Source organism: Sphingomonas sp. NIBR02145 (assembly GCF_027359115.1).
In the GTDB taxonomy this organism is placed as follows: Bacteria; Pseudomonadota; Alphaproteobacteria; order Sphingomonadales; family Sphingomonadaceae; genus Sphingomonas; species Sphingomonas kyeonggiensis_A.
In genome coordinates, this window is sequence record NZ_CP114791.1 from 4,287,638 (window position 1) to 4,306,616 (window position 18,979).

The 18,979-nt window shown below is 68.3% G+C and carries 18 protein-coding genes and 1 pseudogene; 4 read left to right on the plus strand and 15 right to left on the minus strand.

Annotation, left to right across the window (positions count from 1 at the left end; all coding sequences use genetic code 11):
* The first annotated feature begins 68 nt into the window (after nucleotides 1-68).
* Nucleotides 69-2,381 carry a putative bifunctional diguanylate cyclase/phosphodiesterase gene (locus O3305_RS19635; protein ID WP_269574034.1) on the plus strand — a complete coding sequence of 771 codons (2,313 nt, stop codon included), beginning with the start codon at nucleotides 69-71 and terminating at the stop codon, nucleotides 2,379-2,381.
* A gap of 294 nt (nucleotides 2,382-2,675) precedes the next feature.
* On the opposite strand, the gene O3305_RS19640 is transcribed toward O3305_RS19635, so the two are convergent.
* The 12 genes from O3305_RS19640 to O3305_RS19695 all read right to left on the minus strand — a co-directional run bounded on the left by O3305_RS19640 (nucleotide 2,676) and on the right by O3305_RS19695 (nucleotide 13,003).
* Nucleotides 2,676-3,785 carry a tetratricopeptide repeat protein gene (locus tag O3305_RS19640; protein WP_269574035.1) on the minus strand — a complete coding sequence of 370 codons (1,110 nt, stop codon included), beginning with the start codon at nucleotides 3,783-3,785 and terminating at the stop codon, nucleotides 2,676-2,678.
* Nucleotides 3,786-3,827: 42 nt separating this feature from the next.
* Entirely contained in the window at nucleotides 3,828-4,166 is a 339-nt protein-coding gene (locus O3305_RS19645) for a hypothetical protein (protein ID WP_269574036.1), read from the minus strand.
* 52 nt (nucleotides 4,167-4,218) lie between these two features.
* A complete protein-coding gene (locus O3305_RS19650) occupies nucleotides 4,219-5,151 on the minus strand; it encodes a tetratricopeptide repeat protein (protein ID WP_269574037.1) in 933 nt (310 codons plus the stop codon).
* Between the two features lie 202 nt (nucleotides 5,152-5,353).
* Nucleotides 5,354-5,617 carry a hypothetical protein gene (locus O3305_RS19655; RefSeq protein ID WP_269574038.1) on the minus strand — a complete coding sequence of 88 codons (264 nt, stop codon included), beginning with the start codon at nucleotides 5,615-5,617 and terminating at the stop codon, nucleotides 5,354-5,356.
* A gap of 128 nt (nucleotides 5,618-5,745) precedes the next feature.
* On the minus strand, nucleotides 5,746-7,656 hold the full coding sequence (locus tag O3305_RS19660; RefSeq protein ID WP_269574039.1) for an alpha/beta fold hydrolase: 1,911 nt from the start codon (nucleotides 7,654-7,656) through the stop codon (nucleotides 5,746-5,748).
* A gap of 374 nt (nucleotides 7,657-8,030) precedes the next feature.
* The gene (locus O3305_RS19665) at nucleotides 8,031-8,276 is read right to left on the minus strand and encodes a hypothetical protein (protein ID WP_269574040.1); all 246 of its coding nucleotides are present in this window, start codon (nucleotides 8,274-8,276) and stop codon (nucleotides 8,031-8,033) included.
* A gap of 104 nt (nucleotides 8,277-8,380) precedes the next feature.
* On the minus strand, nucleotides 8,381-10,342 hold the full coding sequence (gene rlxS / locus O3305_RS19670; protein ID WP_269574041.1) for a relaxase/mobilization nuclease RlxS: 1,962 nt from the start codon (nucleotides 10,340-10,342) through the stop codon (nucleotides 8,381-8,383).
* Between the two features lie 255 nt (nucleotides 10,343-10,597).
* Nucleotides 10,598-10,954, minus strand: coding sequence for a hypothetical protein (locus O3305_RS19675; protein ID WP_269574042.1), 357 nt, complete (start codon nucleotides 10,952-10,954; stop codon nucleotides 10,598-10,600).
* 220 nt (nucleotides 10,955-11,174) lie between these two features.
* Nucleotides 11,175-11,771 (minus strand): lytic transglycosylase domain-containing protein, encoded by a 597-nt coding sequence (locus O3305_RS19680; protein WP_269574043.1) that lies wholly within the window; start codon nucleotides 11,769-11,771, stop codon nucleotides 11,175-11,177.
* Nucleotides 11,759-12,337, minus strand: coding sequence for a S26 family signal peptidase (locus O3305_RS19685; protein ID WP_269574044.1), 579 nt, complete (start codon nucleotides 12,335-12,337; stop codon nucleotides 11,759-11,761). The genes O3305_RS19680 and O3305_RS19685 overlap by 13 nt, the downstream gene beginning before the upstream one ends.
* Nucleotides 12,334-12,561, minus strand: coding sequence for a helix-turn-helix domain-containing protein (locus O3305_RS19690; protein ID WP_269574045.1), 228 nt, complete (start codon nucleotides 12,559-12,561; stop codon nucleotides 12,334-12,336). Before O3305_RS19690 ends, O3305_RS19685 begins: the two co-directional genes overlap by 4 nt.
* A gap of 142 nt (nucleotides 12,562-12,703) precedes the next feature.
* Nucleotides 12,704-13,003, minus strand: a complete 300-nt coding sequence (locus O3305_RS19695; RefSeq protein WP_269574046.1) for a DUF736 domain-containing protein — start codon at nucleotides 13,001-13,003, stop codon at nucleotides 12,704-12,706.
* A gap of 382 nt (nucleotides 13,004-13,385) precedes the next feature.
* On the opposite strand from O3305_RS19695, the gene O3305_RS19700 reads away from it, so the two are divergent.
* Both O3305_RS19700 and O3305_RS19705 read left to right on the plus strand, forming a co-directional pair.
* Nucleotides 13,386-13,601 (plus strand): hypothetical protein, encoded by a 216-nt coding sequence (locus O3305_RS19700; protein ID WP_269574047.1) that lies wholly within the window; start codon nucleotides 13,386-13,388, stop codon nucleotides 13,599-13,601.
* Nucleotides 13,588-13,983 carry a thermonuclease family protein gene (locus O3305_RS19705; protein WP_269574048.1) on the plus strand — a complete coding sequence of 132 codons (396 nt, stop codon included), beginning with the start codon at nucleotides 13,588-13,590 and terminating at the stop codon, nucleotides 13,981-13,983. Before O3305_RS19700 ends, O3305_RS19705 begins: the two co-directional genes overlap by 14 nt.
* Nucleotides 13,984-14,017: 34 nt before the next feature.
* Here O3305_RS19705 and O3305_RS19710 read toward each other — a convergent pair whose 3' ends face one another.
* The 3 genes and pseudogenes from O3305_RS19710 to O3305_RS19720 all read right to left on the minus strand — a co-directional run bounded on the left by O3305_RS19710 (nucleotide 14,018) and on the right by O3305_RS19720 (nucleotide 17,227).
* Nucleotides 14,018-15,787, minus strand: a complete 1,770-nt coding sequence (locus tag O3305_RS19710) for a ParB/RepB/Spo0J family partition protein (protein ID WP_269574049.1) — start codon at nucleotides 15,785-15,787, stop codon at nucleotides 14,018-14,020.
* A gap of 102 nt (nucleotides 15,788-15,889) precedes the next feature.
* Nucleotides 15,890-16,289 (minus strand): annotated as a pseudogene (locus O3305_RS19715) (DUF2958 domain-containing protein).
* On the minus strand, nucleotides 16,286-17,227 hold the full coding sequence (locus tag O3305_RS19720; RefSeq protein WP_269574050.1) for an ArdC family protein: 942 nt from the start codon (nucleotides 17,225-17,227) through the stop codon (nucleotides 16,286-16,288). The pseudogene O3305_RS19715 and the gene O3305_RS19720 overlap by 4 nt, the downstream one beginning before the upstream one ends.
* A 720-nt stretch (nucleotides 17,228-17,947) precedes the next feature.
* Between O3305_RS19720 and O3305_RS19725 the strand changes: the two genes are divergently transcribed.
* Nucleotides 17,948-18,880: a helix-turn-helix domain-containing protein gene (locus O3305_RS19725; RefSeq protein WP_269574051.1), complete on the plus strand. Its 933-nt coding sequence runs from the start codon at nucleotides 17,948-17,950 to the stop codon at nucleotides 18,878-18,880.
* The last annotated feature ends 99 nt before the right edge of the window (nucleotides 18,881-18,979 follow it).

Genomic DNA, 18,979 nt, shown 5'->3' on the forward strand with positions numbered 1-18,979 from the left:
GGGCGGATGCGTTGACCTGACGTTAGGGCGCCCGCGCTAGACTTGGTGCTTCGAAGCGGAACGGACGCATGAAGGCGATCGAATTTCTAAAGGGCCATTGGCGGATCGCCGCGCTGACGCTGAGTTGCTTCGCCGGCATTGCGGCAGGGATGTCGGGCGTCGGCGTCGGCGGCGAGCGGGCCCTTCGCGAGGCGGGCTGGCATCTGCGCCAGCATCCCGCCAGCGGCCAGATCCATATCGTCGAGATCGATGCGCGCAGCATCGGCGCGATCGACAAATGGCCCTGGCCGCGCAGCAACTATGCCCGGCTGATCGATCGACTACGCGAAGCGGGCGCTGCCTCGATTCTATTCGACGTCGACTTCTCGTCGCAATCGCCGGTGCCGGACGAAGACGCCGCCTTCGCCGCCGCGCTCGACCGCGCCGAGGGCAAGGTGGTGTTGCCCACCTTCGGCCAGGAAGCGGGCGGCGGCCAGGAAGGCTGGACCGACTCGCTACCCACCGCGCAGCTGCGCGAGCACGCAACGCTCGCTGCGGTCAGCATCCTGCCCGATGCTGATGGCTATGTCCGCCGCGCGCCGCTGGGCACCATGACTGATGGGCTGCCGCGCCCGTCACTGTCGGCGATGATCGCGGGGATGGACGGCACCGCCGACCAGGATTTCCCGATCGACTTCGCGATCGATCCGAACACGATTCCGCGGCACAGCTTCATCGACATCCGCGACGGCAGCTTCGATTCGCGCGCCATCGCCGGCAAGGACGTGGTGATCGGCGCGACCGCGGTGGAGATGGGCGATCGCTATGCCGTGCCGAATTACGGTGTGATCCCTGGCGTGGTCATCCAGGCGCTGGCTACCGAGACACTGCGCCGCGGCCTCCCGCGCGAGGCGGGCTGGCCGCTGCCGTTGGTGCTGGCCGCGCTGCTCGGGTGGACGATCCTCCGCATGCGCACGCGCCAGCATCTCGCGGCTGCGACCCTCGCCAGTCCGGTCATCCTGTTCGCCACGTCGGCGCTGGCCGATGCAGCTGGCCATTGGTTGCTGCCGATGATCCCGGCCTTCATCACGATCACGTCGGCGAGCGGTCTGGCGCTGGCTACGCGTGCCACCGCTGCGGCACGCCGCCGGCGGATGCACGACGCGGGTACCGGCCTGCCCAACCGCCTGGCACTGCGCGAGGCGATGCGCAGCTATGCCGGAATCGGCGTGGTCACTGCGCATCTGGCCGAGTTCGACAAGCTGGCGGCCGGACTCCCGGCATCCGCGATCACCGAACTGGTGCGCCGCGTTCGCGATCGTATCGCGCTCGTATCGGAAGGCAGCACCGTCTACCGCGTCGAGGACCGCGTGCTCGCCTGGCGTTGCTATGACGAGGAGGCGCTCGAGTCCCGCCTCGCCTCTCTGCGCTCGGCGATGCTGGCGCCGGTCGAGATCGGCGGGCGACGGGTCGATGTCACGCTGGCGATAGGCTTCGCCTCGGAAGCGGCGGCCGCCTCGCCCGACCGCTGCGTCGCCAATGCCGCGCTCGCCGCCCAGCGCGCGATGGCCTCTGGCGGGCGCTGGCATGTCCATGACGCCGGCGAGGACGAGACGATCGAGCGCGAGCTTTCGCTGCTCGGCGAGCTCGACGAGGCGATTGGCAAGGGCGAGATCCATCTCGTCTACCAGCCCAAGCTCGATCTGCGCTCGGGCCGGATTGCCAGCGTCGAGGCGCTAGTGCGCTGGCACCACGGCACGCGCGGCTTCCTGCGCCCTGACCTGTTCATCCCGCTCGCCGAGCGCAACGACCGCATCGCCGCGCTGACGCTCCACGTAGTTGCCGAGACCATCGCCGACCTACGGCGCTGGCACGCGCTCGGCCATCGCATCACCGGCGCAGTGAATCTCTCCGTCAAGCTGCTGAGCTCGGCCGAGTTCATCGCGATGCTGCGTGAGCTGATCCGCACCAGCGGCATCGAGCCGGACGCGCTGACCTTCGAAGTGACCGAATCCGCCGCGATGCACGATCCGGAGGCCGCGGTCGCCGCGCTGCACTTGTTCCGCGATCTCGGCATCGCGATCTCCATGGACGATTACGGCACCGGCCAGTCAACGCTCAGCTATCTAAAGCAGTTGCCGCTCAACGAGCTCAAGATCGACCGCAGCTTCGTCCAGTTCGCGCATCAGAACCGCGGCGACGGGGTGCTGGTGCGCTCTACGGTGGAGTTGGCGCATGATCTGGGGCTGAAAGTGGTGGCGGAAGGGGCCGAGGACCAAGAATGCCTCGCCTTTCTCCGTTCGATCGGCTGCGATCTCGTGCAGGGCTATGTCATCAGCCGGCCCGTGCCAGCGGCGGAGCTGGAAGCCCTGCTCCCGCGTTCATTCGATCTCGCCGCCTGAGCGGCGGTCTTCAACATGGGGAATTTGAGAACGTCGCCAACGCGGCGAGTTGCTGCCCAATGGGATGGGGGTAAATCCCATTGCCGATTTTCATGCGACCTTATTTGGTCACCTACTTTGCGGCGTCGCCGACTTTGTCGGCCGCCTGGGTCACGGCCTGGGTCAGCGCATTCTCGCTGCGGTCTGGTGCCCCGACGGGTATTGTCGACATTTAGTACGTAGTTTTTGAATGGGCGGCTTTCGAACCAATTAGGCGCAGTCAAACCGAGGCGGCTGAGACCCAGTCGCCCTGCGCTACGGTGCCTGCCCATAAGATAGGTAGTTCGCCGCAACCCGCGCTTCCATGCGCATAGCAGCGGCAAGGTCCGCCTCAGCCTCGGGCCTACGACCGAGGCGTTTGGCCGCGATCCCACGACCGTACATCGCGGACGCCATTTTGGCATCGCCCTTGACCGCCTTGTCGTAAAGTGCCCAGGCATCTTGCCATCGCTGCTGCTGAAGGGCGACCAGACCGGCGCTGTCATAAGTGTTCGGTTCGGCCGCCAGAGCCAACGCACGGTCACACTGTTCGCGGGCCTTCTCGAAATCGCGTTTGAGATAGGCGGCCCGCGTCCAGCACGCGGCGTTGAAGCCCGCGGCATATTTGGGTTCGCGCAGTGTAAGCGCATCATAGTCGCGCAGCGCTTCTTCGTACCGGCCTAGATCCTGGTAGACGCCCGCTCGCGCTTCCAGAGCAGCCGAAAGGCTCGGGTCAGCGACCAGTGCCGCCGTGAAATCGGCGATCTGGCTGTCGGCCGGCCGCTTGAGCATGCCGCGAACGAGGCCCCGGCGATAAAGGCTGAGCGCTCGCTCGGTCGTGTCCGTGATCCCAAGCTCTATCGCCCGATCGAAATCGGCAAGCGCGGCCGGCCATTGCTGGTCGCTTCCGCTCAATCGTGCACGGATCGAATAGGCATAGCCATTGCGGCTATCGAGCTTGATTGCCTTTTCCACCGCGACACGGGCATTGGCCTTATCGGTGCGTCGAAGCAGCGCGTCGGCCAGTCTTGCCTGTACCATGCTGCGCCACTCGGACGTGAGGCTCGAAACGCCGCGCGCGGCATCCAGCTTGGCCATTGCCGGGTCCTGCGGGGTTTCGGCGATCTTCAGGGCGTTGGCGAAGTCGGCAGCCGCATCGGCAATCGCGTTGCTCCGCATAAAGGCCTGACCACGAACCGCTAGCGCGCGCGCCCGGGTTGCAGCGGGCACACCGAAATCCTCGGCCAATAGTTCACGGCACGCCGAGACGTCCTCCTTGAGGCAACGCTCCTCGTAAATGCCGCGCACATAGTCCGACATACGGCCTTGTGCGGCGGCGGTTCCGCTGGCCAGCAACACGAAAACGATACAGACGGTCCTGATCATAAACCCAACCCCAAGCGAGCGCAGTCCGGCCTTCACTCTGCGTCAAAGCGGCCAGCGCACCTCAACAACCCTGATGCCCTGTTGCCGCGCCTCGCTGATCCGATTCTGGCGCGCCTGAGTGGCGACGGCCCGTCCATTATATCCCGAATCGCATCCCGGCCGCTTAGTGACGCCCTGGTTCTTGCCGAGATAGTCGCCAAATTGCTGGAAGGACATGTCGGGGCCGCTCGGGACCGGATAGGGGTCCGAGACATAGACGGTCTTCATGTCCGACCCATAGACATAGCAATAGCCGTGGTTGCCGCTCTGCGCGCCGGCCGGCAATGCGCCGGCTAGCAGCAGGAAGGCTGCGGCGGTGCCGATGATCAACTTCGCTCGCATTGCCATATTCTCCTTTGTCTTAATCGCCCGCCGCATGCGCGCGCCGGCGGCCTCAAAGCGCGTGGCAGATGTCGGACACCCGCTTTGCCGAGGAAGCGAGCTCGAACATGCGGTCCTGTTCCTCGGGCGCGTCCGATTGGTCGCGGTGGAGCGAGAGTCCGAGGCTGTTCCGCACATCGTCCCCCGCCCGCTGGGTGCCGTTGAGGATCGCACCGGACAGATTGAGGAACGAATTGCCCGCGCTGGCGACTACCGTTTCCTGCCAGTTGACGAGGAAGGATCCGGTGGTGCCGTTCAGATCGACGACGATCTGGGTGACGCAGGGATCGTCCGCCGCCGCGATCACGGTGTGGGCACCGACAAGGCTGTTGCCGAAGTTGGACACGAACAGCTGTTTCGCCGACGCCGAGAAACCGTCCTGGGCATCGAGCGCCGCAGCAGCTTTGCGGGCAAAGTCATAGCCGTCCGCGGCGGCCGCCCGGATCCATTTGCCGCCTTCGGCCGGATTGCGACCGGCCAGCGAGCGGTCGTAGAGCAGCGTGCCATAGAGCATCTTGCTCTCTGCGATCCCGCCTTCTGCACCGATTTTGGCGTAGCGCAGCGCTCCCGCCAGGTCCTTCGCGGTGATCTCGCCGCGGAACAGCGCCTTGGCATATTCGCCCGCGGCGACGATCGAACCTGCGTCGGCGGCCTGACGAAGCAGGCGCAGATATTGCGCCGGATCGGGCGCAACGCCGGTGCCGTAGAAATAGTCGAGGCCGAGAACATGGATGCCAAGGGGCAAGCCCGTCGCCGCGGAGCGCTGCGCCCAGCGGAACGCCTCGCTGTCGTTCCGAGGCACGCCGGATCCCGTCGCATAGGCGCCCGAGATCAGCGCCATGGCGCGCGGGTCGCCATTCTGTGCGGCGGCGAGCACAGCGGCTGCGGAGCCGGGGAAACCCGCCAGGCGCCGCAGTTCGGGCCCGGTGAGCGTACGCCATTGCATTTCCGTGATTCCCCACGCCGTGCCGGATTGCGGAGCCATGGGACCAGGGTTGGGGACCGCCGAGACCGGCGCGCCCGCAAGCAAGAGAAATCCGCCGGCAAGGCCGGCGAGAAGAAGGCTGCGATGCTGTCGCATGATCAATGTCCTGCTGCCCCGTGCGCTCGGGCACGGGGCGGGTCTTGGAAATCGGTGGCCGGGAGCCTTAGTTGGCGCAACTTCCCTGCTCGTTCGCGACCGTGACCCAGCAGGACCAGCCGCCGGCATCCTGGGTGCAATTCTGCGGCGTGGCGTGGGTCGTGATGCATGTATGCTTTTCGGCTGCGACGACCCTGCCGCGGCGCTCCGCGTCGTCCATAGCCGAAGTGCGCGTCTCGCCGCTTCCCCAGATGCGCTCCCCAGCATAGGCGGCGCTTGGCACGGCGATCACGGCGAACGCGATGGCGATCAGAACGGGTTTGGTTCGCATGCTCTTCCCTCCTCTTGCCGGGCGCCAGCTTCCTGCATCCGGTTGATGCGGGAAATCTGCTGCGTCGTTCCGAGCGGGCACATCCCCTTTTGTGGGGTGTCGAAATCCCGTTGACCCGTGTGGAGGCGTTATTCCTGGCGGGAGGAAATCTCGCGCAAGGCCTGGGCGACACGGCCGGGTTCGGCCAAAGCCAATAATCGCCCCGACCCTTCCGCGTCCACGAACCGCGCATCGGGCAGCACCGCCCGCCAATAAGCGCGCACATCGGCAGGATCGTGGAGCGTATCGTGCTCGCCGATCATCACCGACCAGCGGTGCGTACCCTTGCGGGGAGAGGGGCGCGCCGCGGTCGCCATTGCGATCTGCTCGTTGACATAGCCGGCAACCCGGCCCGCCGCGAACATCCGGACCGCTCGGTAATAGTCGGTGACGACTTGCGGGTCGCGTAGTGCCTTCTGGTCGGGTGGGCTCCCGGCGAAGGAGCGCTCCATCATGCGCAGCAGCCGTTCCCGAGTGAGATGGGCAGATATCAGCCGCGCCATCATCGCGACGAGGCGCGGGTTGCGATAATAGGCTTCCTTGACCGCGCCGAGCGGCCCGGCCCGGCGACCCTTCTCCTCGGTGTGCGGATCGGGATTGACCAACACTACCCGGTCGATCAGGCCGGGGGCGGCATCGGCCAGTGCCAACACATGCTGCGCGCCGCCTCGCGCAACGACGTCGAGAATCGAGATATCCAGTTTCCGGCACACCCGCAGCACGTCCGGCACCGCTGCGGCGAATGGATCATGCCCGCCCGGCTCGGCGCCGGCAATGGGATCGGACATGCCGAATCCGGGCCGGTCTATCGCGATCGGGCGACAGCCCTCCGCCTGGAGCGCCGCCACCAGGCTGCGGCTCACCGGCCGCGAGGTCATGCTGCTATGGACGACCAGCACCGGCTTTCCCGAGACGGGCCCATAGTCGCTCCACGCGATCCTGCTGCCATCTTCGCGCGGCAGCATGCGCAACGGCTCGGCATGGTCGTGGGGAAGCGCGACATAGCCGCGCGTGGCCGCCGTGGTGCAGGAGAGCGCCTGCGCTTCCACTACGGTGCGCGCGAGTGCCGCGGCGCTGGAGACGCCGAGGCCGGCATAGATCCGATCGAGTTCCTTCTTGGCCGCGGCAGCGGACATGCCGAGACGGCGCGCCGCCACCTCGCGGGGCAAGCCCTCGGCGATCAGGCCCGCGAGCGCCGCCTGGCGCGAAGATAGCCCCCAGATATCCTCGAGCAAGGGCACGCCGGACCTCTGCGGGAGGACGCCGAAGGCCAGCGAGGCGAGGCTGGCGACCAGCGCGGGAAGTCGGTCCACGCCGGCGCGCCGCATCGCCTCGGACAGGCTCTCCCGCGCGGTATCGTAGGATATTCCCAACTGAGCGGCCGCCTGCTTGATCGTACCGCAGCGGATGGTAGCCATCGCGACGCGCGTCTGAAGGCCCGTCAGCCCGAAGCTCTCGCAGGCCGCCTTAAGGGGTGTCGCCCGAAGACTGGTAATCGTCGCCAGGACCACGACATGGCCACCGCCGAGTTCGGGGCGCTCTCGGATTTCTCGGGGAAGCACCCAGGAAGCGGCTTCGGTGGCGGTGCTATAGGCGAAAATCGCGGGGTCGGACTGGCCGTCGGGCGCTTCGACGGCGACGGGTGCGACATGGCCGCGACCCGTCCGAAGCACCTGGCTGACGATCTCGGTGTCGATGTGGCTTGCAGCGCCTTCGGCGGCGAACACGGCGCTGGCGACAACGACGTCACCCGATGCATCGACAAGCGCGGCGGCCAAGCTTTCCGGACGCAGGAGCGGATAGATCCGCATTTCCTCAGGTCCAAAATCAGCCTTAAGCACTCGCTCAATGGCGGCGGCTTCGCTGCGCACCGCCTCAATCATCGCCTCGGGCGTTTCGATCCAGCTCCGCAGCGCATCATGAAAGCCGTTCGACCAGGGGGCCGTACCCCGCCAAGCCCAGGTTGAGTCGTGGTCTTGCTGGCCGGGCCCGGTGGACATAGGAACTCCGAAAATCTTCAACCTGTAGACTCCCCGGATCACGGCAAAATTTTCGGGCAAAGTCCATCCGCTAATGCTGGGCGGGCGTCGCAAGCCAGTCCGGTGCAGATTTGGAAGGCAATGTTCAGTCAGTGGCCCGCCTCTAGGGTCCCGCCTTCAAGGCGTCTTGAACATCGCTGAACTTGCGATCGTGCCCGTCCGCTTGTGTCGGCCGAGGGATGGCGACTTCATTGAAGAGACATTTCGCAGGATCCGTCGCCGCGCGATCCGGTACACTCCGTCCGCTGCCAGGCAACGGGTTGCCAGTGTACCCAACAAGGATCGCCACCACGGGAGAACCTGCTTCAGTAGCCGGCATGCCTGTCGGACACAGCTCAGCCGCTCACTCGGTTCAGCGCAAATCTGAGGCGGTTGGAGATGGCATCGTCCGCAAGGTGCGCTCGGCGGTATCGGAGTTGCCCATTGCGCTGGAGATCGCGCAAAATACTCTCGGCATATTTGGTCAAGGTATAATTGGCTGCTGGGCGAGCCTCGACGTGCGGTTCGAGAACGATGAATGCCACATTAAGTGGCGCAATCGGAACTGAATGCAGCAGCGCGAACACGATTAGGTCGGACATTAATCCTCCCAAGCCCTTCGATTAAGAATACCTACCAAGCGAAGGCTGATGATGTCGGTCGCGATTCGGGACGGTCGCTATTGAGGCGAGAAGCCGAAATTGCTTCATGAGATTTGGGGTCCCGTGCGGTCTCGCCCGAACTGCCAATTAATCCCGTCGCGCTGGATGAGCCCCGCGACCGGCTTGCCCAGCTGTCGTTCCAGGACGGGTCGCCACGGCGCGAGATTGAACTCGCGGCTGCGCTCGACCAGCGCGTAGCGCCCGCCCACCGCCTCGATCTGCCGGGTCAGCCGCCCTTCGATGCGCCCGCCTCGTACGGCCTCGACATGGGTCTTGCCGAGTTCGTCCGTCAGCTCGCCGGCAATCCGCAGCAGCTCGCGGCGCTGCAGCAGGGCCATCGTCCCGCGCCTCAGCTGGATGCCGCTCCCCGCTTCGTCCGCCAGGCCCTGCTCGACCAGCCATTGCCGGCGCGCGGCAAGCGCGCTGCGAACCTCGCGCCCGAACCCGGCGTCGCGCGCGACCACCGGCTCATCCGCCCCAAGCGCATGATCAAGCCAGGTTGCGGCGTCGGCGCCGGGCAACCGGTCCAGCGGTACCGCGGACAGCGTCTCGATCGCGACGGGCTGGTCGCAAAGCTGCCGCGTCTCATAGGCGACCGCCCGCTCGACATGGTCCTCCGGAATAGCCCAGCTTCCGTCCGCCAGTCGTTCGGAGAGCCCCGCCCGCCGCATCGCCTCGAGGCGGCGGACATGCGCCTCGGCGAATGCTCGGCCGGCCTGAGGATCGTGCTCGAGATGATGCTCCGCCGAATAGCGCCCGTCATTCGACGCGGCGACCGAGGCTATGGTGCGATCGACCTCCCGGACCCCGGCCGCCCGCGGCGCCACGCGGACGATCGCGCCCTCGGGGGTAAGATCGGTCGCGGTGGCGCGGCCGATGTCGAGATAATGCGCCCTGCCGTCGATACCATCGACGATCAGGTAATGACGATCGCGATGCTCGTCGGAGAAGCCACGCCGGAGGACGCGCCCGATCACAGGCTCCCGCAGTTCACTCTCGATGACCCGGTCGGCTGGCGCCCGCTCGAGCCGGCGCGCGGTCAGTTCGCGTTGCATCAGCCGGATGATGTCGTTGCGCTCACCCATCCGGCGCAGCGTATCCTCCAGCCCGTCGGCTAGCTCCCAGCGGCCGTTGCCGAGATCCTCGGCGAGCCCCATCGCCCCCAGCTTGCGCAGGCGTCCGGTCGCCACCGCCTGCTGGAACGGATCGTTGTGCTTCGGCCCCGTGATCCGGTCGGCGTCCATCCGCCTAAGCAGCCGGCGGTCGATCGCGGTCAGCCGTTCCTGCTCGACATCCCGGCGCAGCCGGTCCTGGATCTCGCGATCAGTACGCGGACCCAGGTCGAGCGTGGCGAGCTCGGCGGCGCGCTCGCGGAGCCCGTGCGCGATATATTCGCGGGCAATGACGAGATTCTGCCCCTGGTCGTCGACGCCGCGCAGCATGATGTGGGTGTGCGGATTGTCGGTGTTGAAGTGGTCGACCGCGACCCAGTCGAGCCGGGTGCCGAGGTCATGCTCGGCCTGCGCCATCAGCCGGCGGACATAGGGCTTGAGGTCGGGATATTCCGCGCCGTCTTCGGCCGAGACGATGAAGCGGAACTGGTGGCGGTCGCCGGCGCAGCGATCGAGGAACGCCTTGCCGTCGGCGGCATCCATGTCGCGCCCGTAGAGCTCGCCGGGATTGCCCTCGCGCGTCACTCCGTCGCGCTGGATGTAGCGCAGGTGCGCGCGCGCGGCGGAGAGGCCGCTCCCGGCCATCCGCACCAGCCGCACCTTGACCATCGCGCGCCGCGCCCGGGCCCCGGCGAACCGGTCGCGGCTCGACAGCAGCCGTCCGATGCTCGCGCCGCGGCCGATCCGGCTGCCATCGAAGCGCCGCGACAGTACGCCGGTCTTGCTGCCCGCGAGGCGCGCTGCGGCGAGGACGCGCCCGCCATATTTGACCAGGCGCTTGGCGTCCTTCGCGCCAGGCTTGCCCAGCCTGGGCGTGAACTCGTCCTCGCTCACCGCCGGCCTCGCGGAGGCTCGCGGAAAGGCACCAAAAACGGCGGATTTCCGCCAGTTGCCAAGAGCCTGTCTCGCGCCGTCGCCGCCGAATCTCGCGAAAAAAGGATGTGCAGACAGTCACTTGAGCAGGGTCGCGAGACACTGCCTTTATCTTGTTTTCCCTGTCTCTCCACCCTGCCTCCCACAAGGCGCAAAAAGAAAGCCGGGACACGCTGCCTGTGCCGCAGCGCATCCCGGCCCGATCCGAGGAGCATTTCACGCATCCGCGAACGCCCTTCGCGCCTGCTCCGCGCGCCCGAAGCTGCGCTTGCCGAGCATCCCGTGCGCGTCGCCATCGCCGTCGACGAGCATCACCGCAACGAACCAGCCCCCGTCGATCCGAGCGAGAATCCGCACCCGGTCGAGTTCGATTTCGCTCTCCCCACCGCCGAAATAGCAGCCGAGCCAGCGCTCCTCGACCCGTGCGTCCCAGAGAAAATCGGCCTCCTCGGCATCGAGGAAACGTTCGGCGAGCGCTGCGCCCGCCTGCCGTCCAAACTCGATCTCGAGCCCCGAGACTAGTGCCGCCATCACGCGATCGGCCGCGTCCGAGATGGATAGAAGCTGTGCCATGATCAGTCTCCGCTTGCGGTCCTCACCATCGAGGACAGCGTCTCGAAGACGGACGGCGAAGCGGCGGTCAGGGCCGCCGGAGCGCGAGCGGAGGCGCCGCGAAGCGGACATGGGGGGAACCGATTTGCGGAGCAAATTGGGGGGTGCCCATGGGCCTTGAGGGCCGCTTTGCCGCCCGTCATGCTGGGACTTCACGACGAGCCTTCCCACCCTCACCATGTCACGGCACCTCGCGGCGGATCACGAACATCGCCGGCATCTGGCTCGCAGCCGGGACCGTGACACTCGGCGGGGGCACCTCGCGGCGGACGAGGAACAGCGGCTCGCGCGGGCTCGCGGCCCTCTCGGTCGGTGCCGGCGCAGCGGCGGTGACGCGCCGCAAATAGATGATGGTCTCGGCCGGCAACCTTGTCTCGCCGACAAGCCAGGCGGCGTAGCGCGAAGGCCCGGCATTGTACGCGCCGAACAGCCCAGGATAGCCGAAGCGGTCGTACATGCGCCGCAGATAGCAGGCCCCCGCGACGATATTGTCGGCCGGCAAATCGGGATCGTCGCCAAGCCCAAGCTCGCGCCGGAGCTCCTCCCAGGTCGCCGGCATCAGCTGCATCAGCCCGATCGCGCCCTTGGGACTGCGGATTGGCTGTCCGTCGAGCGTCGTCCGGCCCGCGCTCTCGGCGTGCATCACGCGCGCGATCCAGTCGCGAGGGACGCCGCAGCGTGCCGCGGCCGCGTCGATCTCGGCCGACCAGCGCGAAACCCCATTGGCCGGATCGGCCAGAGCCAGTGCGCCGGCGAGCGCAAGGGTCAGCACCGCCATATCAGTCTCGCCCGGCCGATCAGGTCATGGCCCGCGCTGATCCCGAAATAGCGTCCGTCGAATGAGCCGGGCGCATCCATCAGCAGCAGATATTCGCTTGGGCCGAGCCGGCGGCAGCCCTGCCACCAGGGAAGTGCGCGGCCGCTCGGATCGCGCTCGACGCGCGTGGCGACGCGCACGCCGTTGACCGAGACCTCGGGCCCGGAGGCGCAGACCAGGTCACCCTGCGCGGCGGCGACGCGCTTCACCAGCGGGACATTGGCGGGGAGATAATGGCGCTCGGCGGCAAGCGCGCGCCAGCGCGGCGGCGGCCAGGCTATCGCCATCTCGCCGCGTGCGGGCGCATCGCCCGGCCATACCCAGTAGAGGCCGGTCGGCGCGCTGGCGCTGGCGTTCCACACCAGGCGTGGTGCCGGGCCATAGACCGGCGGCGCTGCGAGCAGGACCAGCGCGGCGCTGCCGAGAATGGCGAGGCGCAGCCGGCGGAGCTCGCGCTGGCGATGGCTATGCCGAGCCTCGCCCCAGGCGAGCAGCGGTGCGTCGCCGGGCGGACGGCGTCGGCTCATGGCCGGATCCCGCGTGCGCTATGCTCGCGGCTCCAGGCGTCGAGGTCGTCGATATGGTATTGGACGAAGCGGCAATGCCGGCGGAACACCGGCCCGTCGCCGCGCACCCGCAGCCGCTTCAGCGAGCGGCTCGATAGGCCCAGATAGGCGGCCGCCTGTTCGGTGTTGAGGAAGGGCGAGCCGCGCTTGGCGCTGGCCGCCCGGTCGATATCGTCGCCGTCCATGCCGCAACTCCTCGGGTGCTTCGAACGGCACCGGGGATGGCGGACGAGGCACCCGGCGAAGAGTGTCGAAAACCGACCCGTGCGATTTCGACACCCCCTGCAAGGCTGCGTCCCGCGCCGGTCGGCGCGGGACGCGAGGGGCTCAGCGCGACCAGATCAGGTTGTGGACGCCCTGCTCGCCCTCGACCAACGTCGCGTAGATCGGGGCGGGCAGCGACGGATCGTCGAGCTTGACCGAGACATAGGGCCGGTCCTCGCGCGAGGTCTTGGTCCAGCCGGCGCCGAACTCGACATTGCCCGAGTTCACGACCCGGTAGTCGGGCGCCTTGTCATTGTCCTTGGTCGCGGGCCGGATGCTCGCCTTCACGTTGAGCGTCAGGGTCCGGATGGTGCCGGTGAACACGCCGGACTCGTCGCGGGTGAAGCTGCCGATGGTGGCCATGGTATTTCTCCTCGTTCCTACGAAGCCGCGCCATTGCGGCCTCGATGGCGTCGAGGCGGCGCCGCCAGCGGCCGGCATGCACCCGGCCCCGCAGGGCCGGGCCGCAGCGAAAGCGAAGGGCGGCCAAAGCCGGCTTTCTTGCCTCGCGAGGAAGGCGCAGGGAGAAGCCCGAAGCCGGGGAAGAAAGCCGGCGACGCCGTTGCTGACCCAGGGCGCGCGGTGCCAGACAGCCATCGTGGAGAGGCCGCGTGCGGCTTTCGGGAATCCCGGGCGTGATGCCCGCGCCGCAACGGGTACGCCGCGCGCGAACCATCCAGCTTGCCGCCACCGGCCCGAACCCACTAGATGCAAAGGGCAATATGGCAGGACCGAGGGAAGCGACATGACGACATCGGACCAGGTCCGCGCCCTGATCGAGCGGCTGGCGCCCGAGCCGGTATGCGACGACTGCATCGCGGAGCGGCTGGCGTTGAGCGTCCGGCAGCACGCCAATATCAGGACCCGCGAGCTCGCAGGCGTAGGCGGGTTCGAGCGCCGAAAGGATGTCTGCTCGCTGTGCGGGGAGACCAGGATGGTGATCCGGCGTGGCGCGCATTGAGGCGCTCGCCATTGCGGCGCTGCTGTTGATCGCCGCCGCGCCCGCCCCGCAATCGGGCGTCGTCGCCTGGGTGACCGATGGCGATACCTTCCGGCTGGAGAGCGGCGAGCGCATCCGCATCGCCGGGATCGACGCGCCCGAGACGCAACCCGGCAACGCCAAGTGCAGCGCCGAGCTGGCCCGCGGCAAGCAGGCGACCCGGGCCGCGATCGTGCTGCTCAAGGGCCGGACGGTCGAGATCGAGCGGGTGGGGCGCAGCCACAACCGCTCCGTGGCCCGGGTACGGCTCGACGGCCGGGACCTCGCCGCGACGCTGGTCGACAAGGGAATCGCGCGCTGGTGGCCGCGCGGGAAGGCGAAGCCCAACTGGTGCCGGGGCTAGGAAAAAGGGGCGGCAGGACGCCGCCCCTCGAAGGTCAGGCCGCGAGCGGCTGCGGCTGCGACTCGGGCACGTGCGCCGCGAGCGCCGCCTCGACCTCGGCACGCATGGCGACCGTGCCGACGCCGCCACGCGCGGTATAGGCGCTAGGCGGGAAGGCCATCCAGCGCGGTATCCAGTGCTCGACCTTGGCGCGTCCTCCGGCACCGGCCAGATGGTCGGCGACGATCCGGCGCAGCGTCTTGCCGGTCTCGCCGGCATTGGCATCGGCGACGGTGGGGCCGGCCACGTCGGCGACGATATGCGCCAGCACTTCCCTGTCGCGGACCAGTTCGAGGAAGGCGGTATCGGCCTGCCACCAGTCCGCCATGCGGACACCGAGCTCCGACCCGACTGCCTCGACCGCCGCGCTCCCCGCGGCGAGCGTCTCACCCATCAGCACCGCGATCACGTCCATCAGCTTGGCATCGGGCAGGTCGAGCAGGGCGAGGAAGACGCCGACGACGCCGTGTCCGCCATGCCCGCCCCGGATCGTCGGGGCCTCGGGATCGAAGCCGAGCACCGCCAGCATCCGCCGCCGCTTGGCGTCGAAGACCGTCTCGCCCCGGCAGGTCTCGACCGACTCCGCGATGGCGTCGCTACGCGCCAGTTGCGGCTCGGCCTCGACCCGCCAGAGCGGCGAGCCGGCGATGGCGTGCGCGACCATCAGCCGCAACGCGACCTTGGGCCGCGACAGCAAGGCGGCGCGCACGGCAGCATGGCGATGCAGGTCGATATAGACCTGCAGCGGCCCGCTGACTTCCGGCCGAACCTGCCTGGCCTGCGCCGCCTCGGGCGTCTCGCCGCGTTCAATGCGCTTGACCTCTTTGCGGGTCAGATAGCCTTCGTGGAACACGACCTCGCCATTGGCGCGGACCTCGATATAGACGCGGCCGCCCTTGCGCTTCGGGGTCTTCACCTGCTCCCAGCCCTGATACTGCTGCGTGGGGCCGATAATCTCGACCGCGCTCCAGCCGGCCTCGAGATAGGCTGCCCGCCGCGCCTCGATCGCCGCATTCTGCGCGGTCCAGAAGGCGTCGGGGTCCGCGACATAACGCTGCTCGGCGAACAGGTCGGCGACCAGTGCGAGCCCGCTTTCCTCCACGTCGAACAGCGCATGATGCGCGCTGATCGCCTGCCCGCCGAGCAGCCAGCCGCGCAGTTGCCAGCCGGTCGGACAATGCGAGTCGGGCGAATCAAACAGCGCGAGCCAGTCGCGCTGCCGCGCCTTGCTGGCAAGCGTCAGGTGGCGCACCGTCGCCGCGTCGATCTTCTCGCGGCGGTAGAGGTCGCGGATGCGCGGGAGGAGGTTGCCGAGCGCCAGCGTCCGCCGCACCGCGAGCACCGGTAGCGCGAAGGTGTCGGCGATCTCCTCGGGCGAGCGGCCCTCGCGGACCAGCCGGACGAAGCTCTCCCAGCGCGTCACCTCGTCGGGGTCGAGCCGCGCCATGTTCTCGATCAGCGAGGCCTCGACGGCGGCGGCATCGTCGCCGGCCTCGAGGATCGCGCAAGGGAAGAGGAAGGGCTCGGGGTCCGGGACGTCGGCGTCGGTGCGCTCGCCCGCGACGATTTCCCCGGCGCGGAAGCGCCGGGCGCCTGCGAGAATGCCGAACCGGTCTTCGTCGCCGGGCCGGACGATCAACGTCTGGAGGATGCCGCGCTTGCGGACGCTCGGCAGGATGTCGGCGACGTCGGGCGCCCGCTTGGCGAAGCGCATATTGGCCTTGTCGACATAGAGCTTGTCGAGCGGCAGGAAGTCGAGTTTCATCGGTCTTGCTCCTTGTGGGCGCCGGTCCCGTGCATCTGGACAGTGAGCGGGACCGGCTTCGGTTATGCGGCGGAAGCGGCGCGCCGCGCGCCTTCCGCGCCGTCATTCGGGCGGCGGAAACCGGTCGGACAGGTCGGATGCGGTGCGGCGCGCGCGCCGCAGGAGCGCCTCGGCCCAGAGGATCGACCCCGCCTTGCGCGCCCAGTCCGCCCAATCGGTCAGCGGCAGGTCGGTCGCGAAATACAGGTCGCGCTCGATGCGTAGCCCATAGGGCAGGCGCAGCGCCGCGATCTCGGACAGCGAGAACCAGCCGAGTTTCGGGGCAGCCGAAGCCGAGGTCGGCGAGGCCGAACAGCGCGTCGCCGTCCTCGGCCATCTCGCTCGCCAGCCATGTCGCGGCGGAGAGGGGATGGAACAGCTTGACCAGCGGGCGCTTGTCCGTCGCCTCGCTGCGATATTGCGCGCGGAGCACGGCGCGCAGCTCGGGAGTGAGCAGGCTCATGCGGCCTCTCCCAGCACAGGAGATTCGGCCCCCAAGGCGAGCAGATAGTCGGCGGCCTTGCTGGCGAGGCTGGCGGCGCGGAAGATCGCGCGATTGTCGGCGCGCAGCACCGCGAGCCACGACCCGAGATAATCGGCATGGCGGACGCTCGGCTGGATTCCGAGCGCGGCGCAGAGAAACGCCGACGCCAGCTCGGCGACCAGTTCCTCGCGGGCATAGCCGGCGCTGCCGAACGGGTTGGAGAGGTCGCGCGCGAGACGGCTGGGGTGCCCGGTCCAGTGGCCAAGCTCATGCAGCGCGGTGCGGTAATAATCGATCTGGTGGCGAAAGGCGGGCTGCGGCGGCACCCGGACATAGTCCTCGCCCGGCGCATAATAGGCCTCGGCCCCGCCTATCCGGAAGTCGGCTCGGCAAGCCGCTATCAGCGCCTCGGCGACGGGCACAAGCTCGCGCTCGGGAAGCGGCGCGGCGCCTGCCAGCATGCGCTCGGGCAACCCCGCTACTTGCGCGACGTTGAACACGGTGAAGCGCTTGAGGAACGGCACCGCGCGGGCCGCGTCGCCCTCGGCAGCGGCGCGTTCCTTTTCCGCCTCGGGGGTGAACCTGTCGGCATAGACCACGCCGACGCCGTGCTCGCCCTTGCGGACGCAGCCGCCGGCCTCGATGGCCTGCCGGAAGGTCAGCCAGCCCTGCGAGGCATAGCCGCGCGCGAACCCCTCGCCCCACAGGATCAGGACGTTGATCCCGGAATAGGCGCGGTTGGAGGCGGCGTTGCGCGGCAGGCCGGGCGCGGCGGCGGCGCTGTCCCAAGGCCGCACCCATGGGAAGCGCCCGGCCTCCAGCTCGGCGACGATCCGTGCCGTCACCTCGTCATAGAGCGAGGGGCGCGCAGCGCCTCCAGCAGCTCCCCCCGCGCGACGCCCGCGAACCCTGCCCATGCCCAGCCTCCTCGACCAAAAAGCCACACCCGGCCCTGCGAAAGCGGGGTGGGCGGCGAGGACGCCCGCACGGGCCCGCGGCACAGGGCAGGGCGCACCGCAGGCCGGAACGTGAGTGGAGGACCCGGACCGCAGGCCGGGTTGCGCCCTGGCCGAGCGGGCCCAGAAGGGCGTGCCGGCCACCTCGCTTGCGCAAGGCCCGGCCGACAACGCCGGCGCTGCCAGCGCCGACCACAGTCCCGCGCCAGCGATCGTCACCCGAAGGGACGGGGACGCGCGCAGCGCGGCCCGGCGGCTTGCCGTAGAGCGCGGTCGCGGAACAAAGCGATGTAAGAAAAAGAGGAGACGCACCCTTGCCGACACCGCAGGCGGGGCGGCGTGCGCGCGCGAGCTGTGCGTCAGCCGCCGCCGCGCCCCCCGGTCCAAGGCAAGCGTGCATGCGCGGGCGCTCGCGAACGCGCGGACCCCGGGGGCTACCCAGCCCCCGTGTGTACGCCCATTATTCCCGCGCCCCTTCGACATCGCCCGCGAGGCGCCAAGAGCGAAGGACCAACCAGCATTCCGCTTCAGGACCAACGGGTTGGACAGCTGGGGGATTGAGCGGCCTCGCTTTGCGGGGCAAGCTGCGGCATGGCCCAACGCGCTTCCCGCATTCCGCTGATACGCTTCTCGACGGACGACTTCCCCGCGTGCGAGCGTTTCGCAGCCTGGCACCGTGCCATGGCACCGATGTTCGAGATTCCCGCGTGTGGGGATGCATCCGAGTTCCGCGGCACCGCCTTCACCTATCTGATGGGACGGATCGCGTTCGGCGGTACCGATGTCGATGCGCTCGCCTATTCGCGCACAGCCGCCAAGATCCGCACCGACGGCATCGACCATTATCTGATCCGGCTCGATTTCACGCGGGAAAACCCCGAAGGGCTGCTCTTCGTCATCGACCTGGGCCAGCCGATCGAGCTGCCGCTGGCTCCCATGCATTGCCTGTGCATCTTCGTGCCGCGCGACATGGTCGACGGCGCGATGCATGGCATCGCCGCGCTGCACGGCCGGATCGTCACCGGCGCGCGGGGACGGATTTTTGCCGACTATATGAAGGTGCTGGCGAGCCAGGCGAGCGGGCTGGACAATGCGGACGGCCCGGCCATGGCCGACAGCATGATCGCGATGATGCGCTCCTGCCTCGAGCCGCGCGAGGGCACCGAAAGCCAGACGCGCAGCGTGCTCGACGCCACCCAGCTGGGTCGCGCACGGCGCTTCGTCGATGCGCATCTGACCTCGGCGGACCTCGGACCGGAGATCATGGCGGAGGGCCTGGCGATGTCGCGCGCCAGCCTCTACCGGCTGTTCCGCCCGCTCGGGGGCGTCGCCCGCTTCATCCAGCAGCGCCGGCTCCAGCGCATCCACGACCTGCTGTCGAGCGCGGAGGAGCATCGCCGGATCAGCGAGATCGCGCTGACCTATGGCTTTCCCGACGAAGCGAGCTTCAGCCGGGCCTTCCGCCGCGAATATGGCTACACCGCCAGCGAGGCGCGCGCGATGCGCGGGCTCCAGAAGGTCGACCGGCTGGCCGGTGACCCGGAGAAGCTGGCCTTGTCGCCGCCCGAGCGGATGATGATGTGGGGCGACTGGATGAACCGGCTCGCCGAATAACGTCCTAATCGGCGCGGATTTTTTGCGCCGCGTCTCAGTCCTTTGGTCCTGCGTCTCAACTTCTTGTGCCTCGATTGACTTGGGGACCCGCGTCGATCC